The 14,726-nt window shown below is 63.5% G+C and carries 11 protein-coding genes and 2 tRNA genes; 8 read left to right on the top strand and 5 right to left on the bottom strand.

The window, feature by feature from the left end; translation table 11 throughout:
* Positions 1 to 714: 714 nt before the first annotated feature.
* From C0Z16_RS05750 to C0Z16_RS05730, 5 genes are all read left to right on the top strand, one after another.
* Entirely contained in the window at positions 715 to 3,999 is a 3,285-nt protein-coding gene (locus C0Z16_RS05750) for an Rne/Rng family ribonuclease (RefSeq protein WP_102631218.1), read from the top strand.
* Between the two features lie 202 nt (positions 4,000 to 4,201).
* A complete protein-coding gene (moaA, locus tag C0Z16_RS05745) occupies positions 4,202 to 5,311 on the top strand; it encodes a GTP 3',8-cyclase MoaA (protein ID WP_102631217.1) in 1,110 nt (369 codons plus the stop codon).
* 9 nt (positions 5,312 to 5,320) lie between these two features.
* Complete coding sequence (mobA, locus tag C0Z16_RS05740; RefSeq protein ID WP_102631216.1) at positions 5,321 to 5,947, top strand: molybdenum cofactor guanylyltransferase MobA; 627 nt, start codon at positions 5,321 to 5,323, stop codon at positions 5,945 to 5,947.
* A 61-nt stretch (positions 5,948 to 6,008) separates the two neighbouring features.
* Positions 6,009 to 7,310 (top strand): molybdopterin molybdotransferase MoeA, encoded by a 1,302-nt coding sequence (moeA, locus tag C0Z16_RS05735; protein WP_102631215.1) that lies wholly within the window; start codon positions 6,009 to 6,011, stop codon positions 7,308 to 7,310.
* A 90-nt stretch (positions 7,311 to 7,400) separates the two neighbouring features.
* A complete protein-coding gene (locus tag C0Z16_RS05730) occupies positions 7,401 to 7,676 on the top strand; it encodes a hypothetical protein (protein ID WP_006053283.1) in 276 nt (91 codons plus the stop codon).
* Positions 7,677 to 7,777: 101 nt separating this feature from the next.
* Here C0Z16_RS05730 and C0Z16_RS05725 read toward each other — a convergent pair whose 3' ends face one another.
* The 5 genes from C0Z16_RS05725 to pncB all read right to left on the bottom strand — a co-directional run bounded on the left by C0Z16_RS05725 (position 7,778) and on the right by pncB (position 13,764).
* Positions 7,778 to 9,226 (bottom strand): DNA recombination protein RmuC, encoded by a 1,449-nt coding sequence (locus C0Z16_RS05725; protein ID WP_102631214.1) that lies wholly within the window; start codon positions 9,224 to 9,226, stop codon positions 7,778 to 7,780.
* Positions 9,223 to 10,212 (bottom strand): 2-hydroxyacid dehydrogenase, encoded by a 990-nt coding sequence (locus tag C0Z16_RS05720; protein WP_102631213.1) that lies wholly within the window; start codon positions 10,210 to 10,212, stop codon positions 9,223 to 9,225. Before C0Z16_RS05720 ends, C0Z16_RS05725 begins: the two co-directional genes overlap by 4 nt.
* Before the next feature lie 53 nt (positions 10,213 to 10,265).
* The gene (locus tag C0Z16_RS05715) at positions 10,266 to 11,696 is read right to left on the bottom strand and encodes a sodium:proton antiporter (protein ID WP_102631212.1); all 1,431 of its coding nucleotides are present in this window, start codon (positions 11,694 to 11,696) and stop codon (positions 10,266 to 10,268) included.
* An 81-nt stretch (positions 11,697 to 11,777) separates the two neighbouring features.
* Complete coding sequence (locus C0Z16_RS05710; RefSeq protein WP_102631211.1) at positions 11,778 to 12,440, bottom strand: LutC/YkgG family protein; 663 nt, start codon at positions 12,438 to 12,440, stop codon at positions 11,778 to 11,780.
* A gap of 127 nt (positions 12,441 to 12,567) precedes the next feature.
* Positions 12,568 to 13,764 (bottom strand): nicotinate phosphoribosyltransferase, encoded by a 1,197-nt coding sequence (gene pncB, locus C0Z16_RS05705; RefSeq protein WP_102631210.1) that lies wholly within the window; start codon positions 13,762 to 13,764, stop codon positions 12,568 to 12,570.
* 290 nt (positions 13,765 to 14,054) lie between these two features.
* Between pncB and fdxA the strand changes: the two genes are divergently transcribed.
* The 3 genes from fdxA (at position 14,055) to C0Z16_RS05690 (ending at position 14,708) form a co-directional block, all read left to right on the top strand.
* Complete coding sequence (gene fdxA / locus C0Z16_RS05700) at positions 14,055 to 14,378, top strand: ferredoxin FdxA (protein WP_102631209.1); 324 nt, start codon at positions 14,055 to 14,057, stop codon at positions 14,376 to 14,378.
* A 116-nt stretch (positions 14,379 to 14,494) separates the two neighbouring features.
* Positions 14,495 to 14,570 (top strand) — tRNA-Asn (locus tag C0Z16_RS05695).
* Between the two features lie 62 nt (positions 14,571 to 14,632).
* A tRNA-Asn gene (locus C0Z16_RS05690) sits at positions 14,633 to 14,708 on the top strand.
* Positions 14,709 to 14,726 lie beyond the last annotated feature (18 nt).

The following is a 14,726-nucleotide window of genomic DNA, read 5'->3' as shown; positions in this document are numbered from 1 at the left end:
CAGCAGTCTGCGGCGGCCGGCGCAGTGTCCGGAATTCGGGCGGATTGCGCAGGCGCAAGCGATAAACCGTTATTTTACTTGCGCCGGGGTCTGGTTGCTCACCCTTTAAATGAGATGCAACAAGTTGCACGCACGAGGTCGGTCCCCGGCAGGGACGGCGCCCACAGGCGCGTTCGGTCAAGGTCGGCCTCGACGGTAACGGAATTTTGGTAAAAAAGAATTTAACTTCCAGCTTCGGTATCGGGCGGTCTCACGCCCTGCTGTACGAAGCTGCAGGTTGCGAAAATACGGCGTGCGCCCATGGCGTCTTGTAGAAAGTACAAGACTTGGCGACGTCAAAATGAGGCGAGACACCCCCAGCAGGAAAAGACGCGCCGCCTGCGCGAACTTCCCGTTGCGGCACGACCGCAGCCTTCGACCCTCCGGTCACGCGCCCAGTTGGCGCACCGGCGAGAGGGGACGGAGGCTTATGAAGGTCTGCTGGCAGAACCCGCGGCGTGTCGGGTCGTTATTTGAAGCCGTGTTCGCATGTGCCCTGCGGCACCGCGCCCCTTTTTCCTGGGGCGGGGCCCTCTCAGGCAATTCTCCCGCCATTCTTCCCGCTCCAGCGTGCTTGTGAAAACACAATAAGGCGCGGCTGCCGCTGCCCGCTTCGCTTTCGCGACTGACAACCGCGTAAGCGACGGGCCGGCCAGGCCGCTCTGGAGCCGTTCAATGAAACGCATGTTGTTTAATGCGACGCAGCAGGAAGAACTGCGCGTCGCCATCGTCGATGGGCAAAAACTCATCGACATCGACATCGAAACCGCCGGGCGCGAACAGCGCAAAGGCAATATTTACAAGGGCATCATTACCCGCATCGAGCCGTCGCTCGAAGCCTGTTTCGTCAACTACGGCGAAGACCGCCACGGCTTTCTGCCGTTCAAGGAAGTCGCCCGCCAGTATTTCCGCGACGGCGTCGACATGCGCTCCGCGCGCATTCAGGACGCGCTGAAGGAAGGCCAGGAACTGATCGTTCAGGTCGAAAAGGAAGAGCGCGGCAACAAGGGCGCCGCCCTCACCACGTTCATTTCGCTCGCCGGCCGCTATCTGGTCCTGATGCCGAACAACCCGCGCGGCGGTGGTGTGTCGCGCCGGATCGAAGGCGACGATCGTCAGGAACTGCGCGAAACCATGGCGCAGCTGCAATTGCCGGAAGGCATGAGCATCATCGCGCGCACGGCCGGTATTGGCCGCAGCGCCGAAGAGCTGCAGTGGGACCTGAACTACCTGATGCAGTTGTGGCGCGCGATCGAAGCCGCGTCGCAAAGCGGTTCGGCCGGCCAGCCGATGCTGATTTATCTCGAATCAAGCCTCGTGATTCGCGCGATTCGCGACTATTTCCAGCCGGATATCGGCGAAATCCTGATCGATACCACTGAAATTCATGACCAGGCGCGCGCCTTCATGGATATCGTGATGCCGGACAATGTCAGCAAGGTGAAGCGCTATCACGACGATGTGCCGCTTTTCTCGCGTTTCCAGATAGAACACCAGATCGAAACGGCGTACTCGCGCACGGTACCGCTGCCCTCGGGCGGCGCCATCGTGATCGACCACACCGAAGCACTGGTGGCGATCGACGTGAACTCGGCTCGCGCCACGAAAGGCGCCGACATCGAGGAAACGGCCGCGCGCACCAACCTCGAAGCCGCGGACGAAGTCGCGCGCCAGTTGCGTCTGCGCGACCTGGGCGGCCTGATCGTGATCGACTTCATCGACATGGAGTCGGCCAAGAGCCAGCGCGAAGTCGAACAACGCCTGAAAGACGCGCTCAAGCACGACCGTGCGCGCGTCCAGATGGGCAAGATCTCGCGCTTCGGCCTGATGGAACTGTCACGTCAGCGTCTGCGCCCGGCGCTGTCGGAAGGCAGCCACGTGACCTGCCCGCGCTGCAACGGCACGGGACACATCCGCGATACCGAATCGTCCGCGCTGCAAGTGCTGCGGATCATTCAGGAAGAAGCGATGAAGGAAAACACCGCGGCGATCCATTGCCAGGTGCCTGTCGAAGTGACGGCCTTCCTGCTCAACGAAAAGCGCTCGGAAATCAACAAGATCGAATCGCGCTTCAAGGTCAACGTCGTGCTGGTGCCGAACAAGCACCTCGATACTCCGCATTACAAGCTCGAACGTCTGCGCCACGACGACGCTCGCCTCGACGAACCGCGCTCTTCCTGGAAGATGGCAGAAGAAGCGGCTCGCGAACTCGAGTCGGAAACTGGCTACAGCAAGCGCACGGAAGAAGTGAAGCCGAAGCAGGAAGCGGCGGTCAAGGGCATCACGCCCGAGAAGCCGGCGCCGAGCGCGCCGGTTCGCCCGGTCGCAGCGCCGGCTCCGGCCATGGTGACGCAGGCAAGCGGCGGCTTCATCGGCTGGTTGAAGAATCTGTTCGGCGTGCAGCCGGCGGCGCCGGCGCCTGTCGCACCGGCTGCGACCGAAAAGCAGGCGCGTCCGCAACGCGGCGAGCGCCCAGAGCGTGGTGAGCGCACCGGCGAACGCGGCGGCGACCGCAACCGCAACCGCCGTACTGGCGCGGGCGGCCGCGATGCAGCCGGCCGTGGCGAGGGTGCGAACGGCGGCCGTCAAGGCCAGCAGCCGTCGCAGCGTCGCGAGGAACGCGAACCGCGTGAAGGCCGCGAGGTACGCGAACCACGCGAAGGCCGTGAACCGCGCGAGGCGCGTGAGGGCCGCGAACCGCGTGGCAACCGCGAAGCACGTGAAGGCCGCGAACCGCGTGAAGCACGGGAAGGCCGTGAAAGCCGCGACCGCGACAATCGCGGCAGCGAGCGTGCAGAAACGGTGGAAAGCGCACCGCGCGGCGAACGCCAGGAACGCGGTGAGCGCCGTGAACGTGGCGAGCGCGCTGAGCGCGGCGAGCGTCGCAAGCAGCAGACCGAAACCGCGGATGCGTTGACGCAAGCCGACGCGCCAACCGCGGAGGAACTGGCGCAACACCAGGTCACCGTGGGCGAAAACGCAGCGCCGGCCGATCAGGAAGCGGTGGCGCGCGAAGGTGAAGAGCGCCGTCGCCGCCGTCGCGGCCGTCGCGGCGGTCGTCGTGAGCGCGAGGAAGACGTGAACGGCAACCTGGCAGCGGACGTCGCGGAAGCTGAAGGCGACAACGTCAACGTGGGCGATGAAGCACCGGTGCGCACGGCGCATCAGCCGGCGGAACGCAAGGCCGAAGTCGAGCAAGCGAAGGAAGTGGCGCCGGTCGAAGTCGTCGTGGCCGCTGTCGCTACGGAGAAGGCTGTCGTCTCGGAATTGCACGCTGCAACGGAAACGCCGGCTCTCGCCGCCGAGAAGGCAGCGAAGACGGAAACGGTCGTACCGGTCGCTGAAGTGCCGGCTGCTCCGGCTGCCGTCGAGCCGGTCGTGGAAACGCCTGCCGCGCAAGCCGCGGCGCCGGTCGAACCGGCGCAAGCTGCACCTGCGGCTGCGGAGACGGTTTCGTTGGTGGAACCGGTCGTTCGTGAAGAGACGGCGGCTGTTGCGCCGGCCGCCGAAGCGCAAGCCGCGCCGGCTCCGTTCGAGACCGCGGCTCCGGCTGAGGTCATCGCAGCCCCGGCCGCTGAACCGGAGCCGCAAGCAGAGATCGTCGAACCGAAGCCTGTCGTGGCGGCGGTTGCGCCGGCGGTGGAATCGGCAGCCGTAGAACCGGCGCCCGTCGCCGTCGCGCCGCACGCCGCGCAGCCCACGCAAGCAACGCAAGCAACGCAAGCAACGCAAGCAACGCAGGCATCGTTCAATGGCGGCGTTTCGGCGGAAGCCCTGAAGCCGGTGCTGGAACAGGCCGGTCTCGTCTGGGTGAATACCGACGCCGAGAAACTGCGCGCCGCACAGGAAGCCGCCGCACAAACGGTCAGGCCGCCTCGCGCCGTTCGCGAGCGCAAGCCGTTGCCGCCGGCCGACACCGCGCCAATGCAGCAAGTGGAAACAGGCAAGCATCCGCAGTAAGTTTGCCCCGCCGCTTCAAAAAGCCCGCCCTCACCGGCGGGCTTTTTTTCTGCGCGCGCGCGAAAACTGACCGCCCGTGCTGCGCTTGCCCTCCCCGTAAACCCCGACAGCGCTTGCCATCGCCCTGCCGTCACAAGCATTTCCGATAGAATGAAGAACTCGCTTTTCCAGTTCGGCGCAACTCAAGCAACGCAAATATCCCATGTCCCGACGCGTCATCCCTGTTGCCGATTTCAGCGCGGCGCCGGTCATTTCCGGCCCGGTGCAGACGCCTAGCGGCGCGCTGCACGATACGCTCGCGCGCCCGCTGCGCGATTTGCGTATTTCGGTGACGGACCGTTGCAATTTCCGTTGCGTCTACTGCATGCCGCGCGCTGTATTCGATAAGGACTATGCGTTCCTGCCGCACAGCGCTTTGCTGAGCTTCGAGGAAATTGAACGGCTGGCGCGGCTCTTCGTCGCGCATGGTGTGGAGAAGATTCGTCTGACGGGCGGCGAGCCGCTGTTGCGCAAGAACCTGGAATTCCTGATCGAGCGGCTCGCGCAACTGACCACGCCTGCGGGCCGCCCACTGGATCTGACACTAACCACCAACGGCTCGCTGCTCGAACGCAAGGCGCGCAGCCTCAAGGACGCCGGCCTCACGCGCGTCACCGTGAGCCTCGACGCGCTCGACGACACGCTGTTTCGCCGTATGAACGACGCCGACTTCGCGGTGGCCGATGTGCTCGATGGAATTGCCGCTGCCCACGGGGTGGGCCTCGCGCCCGTCAAAGTCAACATGGTTGTCAAGCGCGGCACGAACGACAGCGAAATCGTGCCGATGGCACGCCATTTCAAAGGCTCGGGTGCGGTACTGCGCTTTATCGAATACATGGACGTCGGGACATCGAACGGCTGGAATATGACCGAAGTGTTGCCGTCCGCCGACGTGATCGCGCGCATCGCCGGGCATTTCCCGCTTGCGCCGCTCGAAGCACATAGCGCGGCCGAAACCGCGCAGCGCTGGGGCTACGCGGACGGCAGCGGCGAGATCGGCGTGATTTCGAGCGTGACGCGCGCGTTCTGCGGAAGCTGCACGCGGGCCCGTCTGTCGACCGAAGGCAAGCTGTACCTGTGCCTGTTCGCGTCGGCGGGTCATGACTTGCGCGCCTTGCTGCGCGGCGGCGCAAGCGACGCCGACATTGCGACCGCCGTCGCCGAAATCTGGCAAGGCCGCGGTGACCGCTACTCGCAACTGCGCGGCAGCAATGCAGCCGACTCACGCGCACAGGACGCCCGCCGCGTTGAAATGTCGTACATCGGCGGCTGATCGGCGGGTATGGAGCCAACACGCGAACAGATCACGGGCCTGCTGCTCGCGGGCGGCCGCGGCATGCGCATGGGCGGTGCCGACAAGGGGTTGCAAACGCTGCACGGCGAACCGCTCGCCGTGCATGTGCTGAAGCGCCTCGCGCCGCAAACCGGCGGGCTGCTGATCAGCGCCAATCGTCACCCTGAGACCTACGCGGCGCTCGGCGCGCCGTTTGGCGCACTAGTGATCGCCGATACCCTGCCTGATTTTCCCGGACCGCTGGCGGGTTTGTTCGCCGGTCTGCGCGCGTCCCCGGGCGAATACGTGCTCAGCGCGCCGTGCGATACGCCGTGGCTGCCCGCCGATCTGGCCGCGCGCCTCGCGCAGGCGCTCGAGTCGAACGGGGCCGACATCGCCACCGTCACGACCTCGGACGCTGACGGCAACGTGTCGCTTCATCCGGTGTTCGCGCTGTTGCGCACCGGTCTCGCCGACGACCTCGCGGCCTTTCTGCAAGCCGGCGGGCGTAAGGTTCGCGCGTGGTACGCGCGCCACAAGACGGTGGAAGTCGCCTTTACCGACGAGCGCGCGTTTTACAATATCAATTCGTTACAAGAACTCGCCGACCTCGAACATTATCGAGGCCCCGGCTGAAATCCCGCTCCGCCGCACGGCAAGCGCCGCTCCCGCCGCCGGCCGCGACGTCCAGCTCTTCATGACCAGGCATAACCAATTTTCCAGCTGCGTCGCGCAGTACGATCCTCATGCGCTACCCGTTTCGGCCGCTCAGGCGATCGTCCGCGAATGGGCCGCGCCGGTTGCGGCCGTCGAACGCGTGGCTTTGCGCGACGCACTCGACCGCGTGCTCGCCGCCGACATCATGTCGCCTATCGACGTGCCTTCGCACGACAATTCCGCGATGGACGGCTACGCGTTCAATCGCGCGGCATTGACGAGCGGCGCGCCGGCCGTCGAGCTGGCGGTCGTCGGCAAGGCGTTGGCGGGACATCCGTTCGCGGGCCGCGTCGAAGGGGCACAGTGCGTGCGCGTGATGACCGGCGCCTGTATCCCGGAAGGCTGCGATACCGTCGTGCCACAGGAACTGGTGGAGCGCAGCGCCGACTCGGCGTCGATTCAGTTCCCGGCCGACGCCGTGGCCGCCGGCGCAAACCAGCGACTCGCCGGCGAAGACCTCGCCCGTGGCCATGCGGCGCTGCGCGCGGGCCGCGTGATCTGTGCGTCCGACCTCGGCTTGCTAGCTTCCCTCGGCATCGGCGAAATCAATGTTCGGCGGCGTTTGCGCGTCGCGTTCTTTTCCACCGGCGACGAATTGCGCTCGCTCGGCGAGCCGCTCGACCCGGGCTCGGTGTACGACAGCAATCGCTATACGCTCTTTGCCATGTTGCGTCGCATGAACGTGGACACGCTCGATCTCGGCGTGATCCGCGACGAACCCGCGGCACTCGAAGCCGCCTTGCGCAGCGCCGCCGCGAGCGCGGACGTGGTGCTGACGTCCGGCGGCGTCTCGGTCGGCGAAGCGGATTTCACGAGGCAGTTGCTGCAGACCTTCGGCGATGTCGCGTTCTGGAGTCTCGCGATGCGGCCAGGCCGGCCTCTCGCGTTTGGCCGCGTCTGGTCCGGCGAGCGGCCGGGTGTCGGGCTGCCCGCGTTATTCTTCGGTCTGCCGGGCAATCCGGTTGCCGTCATGGTGACGTTCTATCAGATCGTGCGCGAGGTCCTGCTGCTCATGTCCGGTGCCACGCCGCAGCCGCTGCCGGTGATCCACGCCGCAAGCCTGCGGGCGATCCGCAAACGCGCCGGGCGCACCGAGTTCCAACGCGGCATAGCCGGCCAGGACGCAAACGGCCAGTGGCACGTCACGCCCACAGGCTCGCAAAGCTCCGGCGTATTGAGTTCGATGAGCGAGGCCAATTGCTTTATCGTGCTCGGCCATGAAGAAGGCGATATTGCCGAAGGCGAACGGGTCAGTATCATGCTGTTCAACGGCCTGATCTAACGCTTCCAACGCTTATCCGACGCGACGTTTTCATCCACGGGTCACATTCAGCTTTACCCACTACCACTACGACATACGGGTTTGACTTACATGAAAAAACAGATCTCGTTCATCGCACCGGGACAGACCGCCAAAGCACTTATCCTCGTCTATCTGACGTTCTCGGTACCGATCGTGCTGCTGGGCGTGCTCGTCGCGTTCGTGCGCTACGGTTCGGTCGAATTGAGCACCGTGTTCAGCGCGCTGCTGCTGAATGCGATTCTCGGTTTCATCCTGCTGTGGATCGCGTGCCACGCATATAACTGGGTTGCGTCGCGTTTTGGCGGCATTGAAATCCAGTTGACGGACGCGCCGGAAGAAGCGTGACATCCGTCATGATCCGCGCCACCGCCGCCGCCACTGCCGCCGCACTCGCGGACCCGGCAGGCGCGGACTGCTGACGCACACGAGGCGCCAGCCGCACTGCCTTATTGCTCGTCGGGTTCCACGCCCGACAACGCATCGCCTATCAGACCATTCGCCTCCTCGCCGGGCAGCGCCTCCACATCGCGCAGCTTGCGGTTCATGGCGCGAGTGCGCGTCTCCGCCGCCTCAATCGACCGCGTCACCGTTTCGAGCTGAGCCTTAGTCTTCGCCAGCACGTCGCCGAATTTGCCGAACTCGGTCTTGATCGCGCCGAGCACCTGCCACACCTCGCTCGAACGTCTTTCGATGGCGAGCGTCCTGAAACCCATCTGCAAACTGTTGAGCAGCGCGGTGAGCGTGGTGGGGCCTGCAATCGTCACGCGGTAATCGCGTTGCAGCAGATCCGATAGACCTGGCCTACGCAGCACTTCGGCGTACAGGCCTTCGGTCGGCAGGAACAACAGCGCGAAATCGGTCGTATGCGGCGGCGACACGTATTTTTCGGCGATGGTGCGCGCCTCCGCTCGAATCCGCGCTTCGAGCGCGCGCGACGCTTCTTCGACGGCAACCGGATCGGCTCGCTCCTGCGCGTCGATCAGGCGCTCGTAGTCTTCGCGCGGAAACTTGGCGTCGATAGGCAGCCACACGGGCGCAGCCGCGCCGCCCGCCTCCGCCCGCCCCGGCAAGCGGATCGCGAACTCGACGCGATCCGTACTTTTCGGTACCGTCGCCACGTTCTTCGCGTATTGATCCGCGGTGAGCAGTTGCTCGAGCAACGCTTCCAGTTGCACTTCGCCCCACGTGCCGCGCGTCTTGACGTTGGTCAGCACCTTCTTCAGATCGCCGACGCCGGCCGCCAGCGTCTGCATTTCCCCCAAGCCGCGATGCACCTGTTCGAGCCGGTCCGACACGAGCTTGAACGATTCGCCGAGGCGTTGCTCGAGCGTGGCGTGCAGTTTTTCGTCGACGGTGCGGCGCATTTCCTCCAGCTTGCTCGCGTTGTTCGCCTCGATGTCCTTCAGCCGCTGCTCGATGGTCGCGCGGACTTCGGCGAAGCGGCGATCATTCGCCTCCGTGAGTTGCCCGAGCTGCAGGCTAAGCGTATCGCCGAACTGCTTGAGCGAGCGGCCCTGTTCGTCGCGCGCCTGCTGCGCCTGCTGCTGCAGACTGTGACGCACGGCGTCCAGTTGTTGCGCGAACCCGTCGATCTTGCCGCCCTGCACGGTCGTCATGCTGCTGAATTGCGACGCCAGCGTTTGTTGAAAATGCGCAAAGCCACTGCTCTGCTCGGTACGCGATACGCGCGCCGTCTCAGTGATGTCATTGCGCAGTTGCCTCTCGAGGCGCTCGTAAGCGTGCGCCTGCGCATCGGCTGCGGCATCGATGCGTTCGTTGATCAGATCGAACTGCTCATGCTCATTAGCGCGGCCATGCCCGCGCATCAGTAACGTCAAAGCGAGCACGAGGGCGACCGCCAGCACTGCGACGGCCGCTACCAGAATCATCGTCATGAACGCGCCTTGCCGATGACCTCGGCGTTGATTGGATTCGGCGGCCGGCCCGCGCGTGGACCTTCACCGAGACCGGCGGTCAGATTGTCCGCGGCGAGGTTCGCCATCGCGCGGCGCGTCGCTTCGGTTGCGCTCGCAATGTGCGGCGTCAACACGACGTTCGGCACGCTCAACAGATCCGGGTTCAGATTCGGCTCGCCTTCGAAGACGTCGAGACCGGCGGCCGCGATCTGCTTCGCGCGCAGCGCCTCGACGAGCGCCGCGTCGTCGACAATGCCTCCACGCGCAATGTTGGTCAGCGTGGCAGTCGGCTTCATCAGCGCGAGTTCAGCGGCGCCGATCGTGTGATGGCTCTCTTTCGTGTAGGGCAACACCAGCACGACATGATCGGCGCGCCGCAACAGGTCCTGCTTCGACACATATGCGGCATTCAGGTCGGCTTCAATCTCGGGCGCGACGCGCGAACGGTTGTGATAGATGACCTGCATGTTGAAGCCTCGCGCGCGGCGCGCGAGCGCCTGACCGATCCGGCCCATGCCGATCACGCCGAGCGTGGAGCCGTGGACATCGCCGCCGAGAAAGCCGTCGTATGCCCATTTCTGCCATTTGCCCGCGCGCAGCCAGTGCTCGGACTCGGCGATGCGCCGGGCCGCGGCCATCATCAACGCCCAGCCGAAGTCCGCGGTCGATTCGTTCAGTACGTCCGGCGTATTGGTGCCGAGCACGCTGGCTGCGTTGAACGCGGCCATGTCGAAATTGTTGTAGCCCACCGCCATATTCGACACCACGCGAAGACGCGGCGCGGCCGCGAGAAGGTCCGCGCCAATCGGATCGCCCGCGGTCAGCGCGCCATCTTTGTCCGCGAGACGGCGCTTCAACTCTTCAGCGGACAACACGTCGCCCTGATTCCAGTCGACGTCGAAATACTGTTGGAGCCGTTCGATCACATCGGGAAAAATCGGACGGGCGACCAGGATCTTCTGCATTGCATTCTCCGTGTAGCGAGTCGAGTTCGATTGCCTCGGCGTCAAGCTCAGTGTCAGAAAAACAGCCAGCCGGTGACGAGAAAAAGCGGCAGCAGCACCGCGCCAGACCAGCCCAGATACGCGAAAAAGCCTGGCATGCGAACGCCGCGCGACTCCGCGATGGCCTTCACCATGAAGTTCGGGGCGTTGCCGATATAGCTGTTCGCGCCCATGAACACCGCGCCCGCCGAAATTGCGGCGAGCGTGGTCGCGCCCGTGGTCATGAGCGAACCGGCATCGCCGCCGGCCAGGTTGAAGAACACGAGGTACGTGGGCGCGTTGTCGAGAAACGAAGATAGCAGGCCGGTCGCCCAGAAGTACATGGTGTCATGCGGACGGCCCGCCGGGTCGTTGACCAGATGGACAATGCCGGCAAACGCGCCGGCCTCGCCCGCGCGCAGGATCGTGATGACCGGCGCGATCGTCACGAAGATGCCGGCGAATAGTTTGGCCACTTCTTCGATCGGCGCCCAGTTGAAGTCATTGCCCGCGCGAGCGGCGCGCGGCGTCAACGCCAGCGACAGCAACGCGACGCCGAGGAGCGCGACATCGCGCACGGCATTCTGCAAAGCCACATGCGTACCGAGCAGGTCGAAGCTTACGCCCGGTTTCCACAGTCCGCTCATCAGCACGAGCCCGACGACCGCGGCGAGCAACAGGAAATTGACCTTACCGTCGATGCCCAGTTGCGGCGAGTCAGGCGTGGGATCCAGAAAACGCGAGCGCTCTTCCTCACGCCGATGAAAATAATACGAGTCCAGGAAATAGAACGCAGTGAGCAGCACGGCGCAAACAAACAACATGGGCAGCGCGAGATGCGTGGTAGTCCAGAAGAAATCGACACCCGCGAGGAAGCCCAGGAAAAGCGGCGGGTCGCCCAACGGCGACAACGAACCGCCGGCGTTCGCGACGAGAAAGATGAAGAACACGACCACATGGACGACATGTCGCCGATTGTCGTTCGCGCGCAGCAATGGGCGGATGAGCAGCATGGCCGCGCCGGTCGTGCCCATGACGCTCGCCAGCACCGTGCCGAGCGCAAGAATCGTCGTGTTCAACCGCGGCGTGCCGTGCAGATTGCCGCGGACACAGATGCCGCCCGCGACCGTATAGAGCGCAGTCAGCAATACGATGAACGGAATGTACTCTTCCAGCAACGCATGGATGAGCGTGCCGAACGCGACGCCCGCGCCGAAAACAAATGCGAATGGAACCAGAAAAACCAGCGCCCACGCCGCCGCGATCTTGCCGAAATGGTGATGCCAGAACGCTGGCGCGACGAGCGGAAATGCGGCGATCGACAGCAGCACACCGGCGAACGGCAGCCCCCATAGCGCGGAGAGCGATGCGCCGTCGAGCGTAGCGGCAGACGCGAGTTGAGGCCAGCACGTCAGCGTCAATGCAGCGCCGAGCACCATGCTCGTCGACACGGCACGTCTATTCATATCCTCAAAGTCCCTGGTTTTTGAAAATGGCAGCGGGCGGCGGCCAGCCGCGTGCGCAGTGAGAAACAGCGGCCCTTCTACTCAGGCGCCGAGTACGACGATCACGTGAACGCGGTACGGCCCATGCGCGCCAAGCACGATGGTCTGTTCGATATCGCCGGTGCGCGAAGGCCCCGAAACGAAGTTGACCGCGCGCGGAAACTCGCCTCGCTCGCTGCGGATCAATGCGAATGCTTCTTCATGTCCCGCGACGATGCGCGAAGCCGGCACGATAGCAATGTGCGTTTCCGGAAGCAGGCCGGCTGACGCATAAGTCTGCGGACCGGAGAGCAACACGAGCGTGCCCGTCTCGGCAGTCGCGCAGAAACAGCCGGTGAGACCCACCACGTCGCCGTCTTTCGGCTTACGAAATTCCACAGTGAGGCCCGCGTCGTTCCAGCGCAGATCCTGCAGCGTTTGCCAGGCAATCGCCTGCAACGGCAAAGCGTTTTGCGCGAGATAGCGATGGGCCGCAGCCGGCACGTCGCCCAGTGCCTGGACCGTGTCGACCGTGGTCGACATTTTCTGCGCTTCTTCGATGAAACGCGCGGTCAGGTCCGCGGGCATATCTGGGCGCGGACCCTGCGGATGGCGCGCCAGATAGTCCGCTACGGCTTCGCGCTCGGATGCGGACGGCTCAGGCTCACGGCCTTGCGCCGCGCGGATGCGCGCCAGAATGTTGCGGCGGGCAATCGATGTGTCCATATGCAAAAGTCCTCGTGTCGACAGCCGTGCGATATGCCGGGATTATACCGGCCACCCTTCGCGCGAACACCCTGGCCGAACGGCATAGGAACACATAAGACGCGCGAAAAAACGCACGAAAACACCGTTACTTCGCGGCCTCTTCCTCGGGCTGTGCGATGCCGAAGACCTGACGCAGATATGCGAGATACGCCTTGTCCTCGCACATGTTCTTGCCTGGCGAATCCGACAGCTTCGCCACAGGTTGACCGTTGCAGCGGACCATCTTGATCACGATCTGCAGCGGGTTATAGCCGAGGTCGTTGGTCAGATTGGTGCCCACGCCGAACGCCAGCTTGCAGCGGCCGCGGAATCGCTCATACAGTTGCAGCACCTTGGGAATGTCGAGCGCATCGGAGAACACAAGTATCTTCGTGCGCGCATCGCAACGGTTCGCCTCGTAGTGGCTGAGCAGACGCTCGCCCCAGTCAAACGGATCGCCAGAGTCGTGACGCGCGCCGTCGAACAGCTTGCAGAAATACATATCGAAGTCGCGCAAAAACGCCTGCATGCCGTAGACATCAGAGAGTGCGATACCCAGGTCGCCGCGATATTCCTTCGCCCACATTTCGAAGCCGAAAGTCTGCGAATCGCGCAGCCGCGGACCGAGCGCCTGGCAGGCCTGCAGATACTCGTGCGCCATGGTGCCGAGGGGCGTGAGGCTGTGCTTCATCGCGTAAAAGACGTTGCTGGTGCCGGCGAACTGCTCGCCCAGACCGTCCTTCAGCGTGAGGATCACTTCTTCATGCCATTGCTTCGAGAAGCGGCGCCGCGTACCGTAGTCGGCGATCTTGCAGTCGGCGAATTCCGGTCGCGCGCCCAGAAGTTTCATCTTTTCGACGAGGCGTCCGCGCCCTTCGCTGTAGTCCGGTTCCTGCTGCGTATTGCGGAAATACACTTCGTTGACGATCGCGAGCATCGGGATCTCGAACAGGATCGTATGCAGCCACGGACCTTTGATCTCGATGTCGATTTCGCCATTGTTCTTCGGCGACGGCTCGATCGAAATGTACTTTTCGTTGAGATGAAAGAGCGCCAGAAACTCGATGAAATCGCCCTTGATGAAGCGCATGCGCCGCAAGTAGTCGAGTTCGTCCTCGGTGAAGCGCAGCTTGCAGAGCTTGCGCACTTCGGCGCGTATTTCGCCGATGTACGGCACGAGGTCCACGTTCGGCGTGCGGCAACGGAAGCGGTACTCGACGTTGGCCGCAGGAAAATGATGCAGAACCACTTGCATCATCGTGAACTTGTACAGATCGGTGTCGAGCAGCGAAGTAATAATCATGATGGTGCGAACTGGACGGCAGCAAGTACGGAAGGCCTGACTCAACCCATGCATCCGGCGCGCCCCGTGCGCACCGGCTTGACGCATGTTACCCGAATGCGCCCGGCTTAAGCGCGGCCGGCGCCCGTGCCGCGTGCGTCGAAGGAAGTCCCCCTTCAGCACGCAATAAACTAATCACGAAAACATATAAAAGGGCGTTGCGCGATGCTGCATGCGCCTCTTGACGTTACGTTACAATAGCGCTTTTGGCGTTTGCGCCTTCTCTGATTACGCATGCAGGAGCTGCCTGAATGACTCACGTTGTGACCGAAAGCTGCATCAAGTGCCGCTATACCGACTGCGTCGATGTGTGCCCGGTGGACTGCTTTCGCGAAGGTCCCAACTTCCTCGCGATCGACCCCGATGAATGCATCGACTGCGCAGTGTGCGTGGCCGAGTGCCCGGTGAACGCCATTTACGCTGAGGAAGACGTGCCGGGCGACCAGCAGAACTTCATCGAGCTGAATGCCGATCTGGCAAAGAACTGGCCGAGCATCACCAAGACCAAGGCGCCGCTGCCGGAAGCCGAAGAGTTCAAGGACGTGAAGGAAAAGCTCGAGCTGCTCGCGCGCTGAGTGTTGCCAGCCTGTCTTGTGCCCCGCCCGCTCGAATCAAATCGAGATGAGCATGAGGTATTGACAGGCGCGTGAGCTGATTCTACAATTTCGTTTCTCTGCTGTTGTTGTTCTGTTCCTCGATAGCTCAGTCGGTAGAGCGCCGGACTGTTAATCCGTAGGTCCCTGGTTCGAGCCCAGGTCGAGGAGCCAAGAATTGCAAAAGCCCGTTAACCAAGACGGGCTTTTTTATGTAGATCAAGTTGTACTGCTGTTCCTCGATAGCTCAGTCGGTAGAGCGCCGGACTGTTAATCCGTAGGTCCCTGGTTCGAGCCCAGGTCGAGGAGCCAAAATTTTGAAAGGCCCGC

Origin of the sequence: Paraburkholderia rhynchosiae (assembly GCF_002879865.1) — a bacterium.
GTDB lineage: Bacteria > Pseudomonadota > Gammaproteobacteria > Burkholderiales > Burkholderiaceae > Paraburkholderia > Paraburkholderia rhynchosiae.
This window is presented reverse-complemented; position numbering and strand designations above follow the sequence as displayed.

What these genes read in the sequence shown, in the direction of transcription:
- C0Z16_RS05750 (WP_102631218.1), top strand. Translation starts at nt 715, where the DNA reads ATGAAACGCATGTTGTTTAATGCGACGCAGCAGGAAGAACTGCGCGTC.
- moaA (WP_102631217.1), top strand. Translation starts at nt 4,202, where the DNA reads ATGTCCCGACGCGTCATCCCTGTTGCCGATTTCAGCGCGGCGCCGGTC.
- mobA (WP_102631216.1), top strand. Translation starts at nt 5,321, where the DNA reads ATGGAGCCAACACGCGAACAGATCACGGGCCTGCTGCTCGCGGGCGGC.
- moeA (WP_102631215.1), top strand. Translation starts at nt 6,009, where the DNA reads ATGACCAGGCATAACCAATTTTCCAGCTGCGTCGCGCAGTACGATCCT.
- C0Z16_RS05730 (WP_006053283.1), top strand. Translation starts at nt 7,401, where the DNA reads ATGAAAAAACAGATCTCGTTCATCGCACCGGGACAGACCGCCAAAGCA.
- C0Z16_RS05725 (WP_102631214.1), bottom strand. Translation starts at nt 9,226, where the DNA reads ATGACGATGATTCTGGTAGCGGCCGTCGCAGTGCTGGCGGTCGCCCTC.
- C0Z16_RS05720 (WP_102631213.1), bottom strand. Translation starts at nt 10,212, where the DNA reads ATGCAGAAGATCCTGGTCGCCCGTCCGATTTTTCCCGATGTGATCGAA.
- C0Z16_RS05715 (WP_102631212.1), bottom strand. Translation starts at nt 11,696, where the DNA reads ATGAATAGACGTGCCGTGTCGACGAGCATGGTGCTCGGCGCTGCATTG.
- C0Z16_RS05710 (WP_102631211.1), bottom strand. Translation starts at nt 12,440, where the DNA reads ATGGACACATCGATTGCCCGCCGCAACATTCTGGCGCGCATCCGCGCG.
- pncB (WP_102631210.1), bottom strand. Translation starts at nt 13,764, where the DNA reads ATGATTATTACTTCGCTGCTCGACACCGATCTGTACAAGTTCACGATG.
- fdxA (WP_102631209.1), top strand. Translation starts at nt 14,055, where the DNA reads ATGACTCACGTTGTGACCGAAAGCTGCATCAAGTGCCGCTATACCGAC.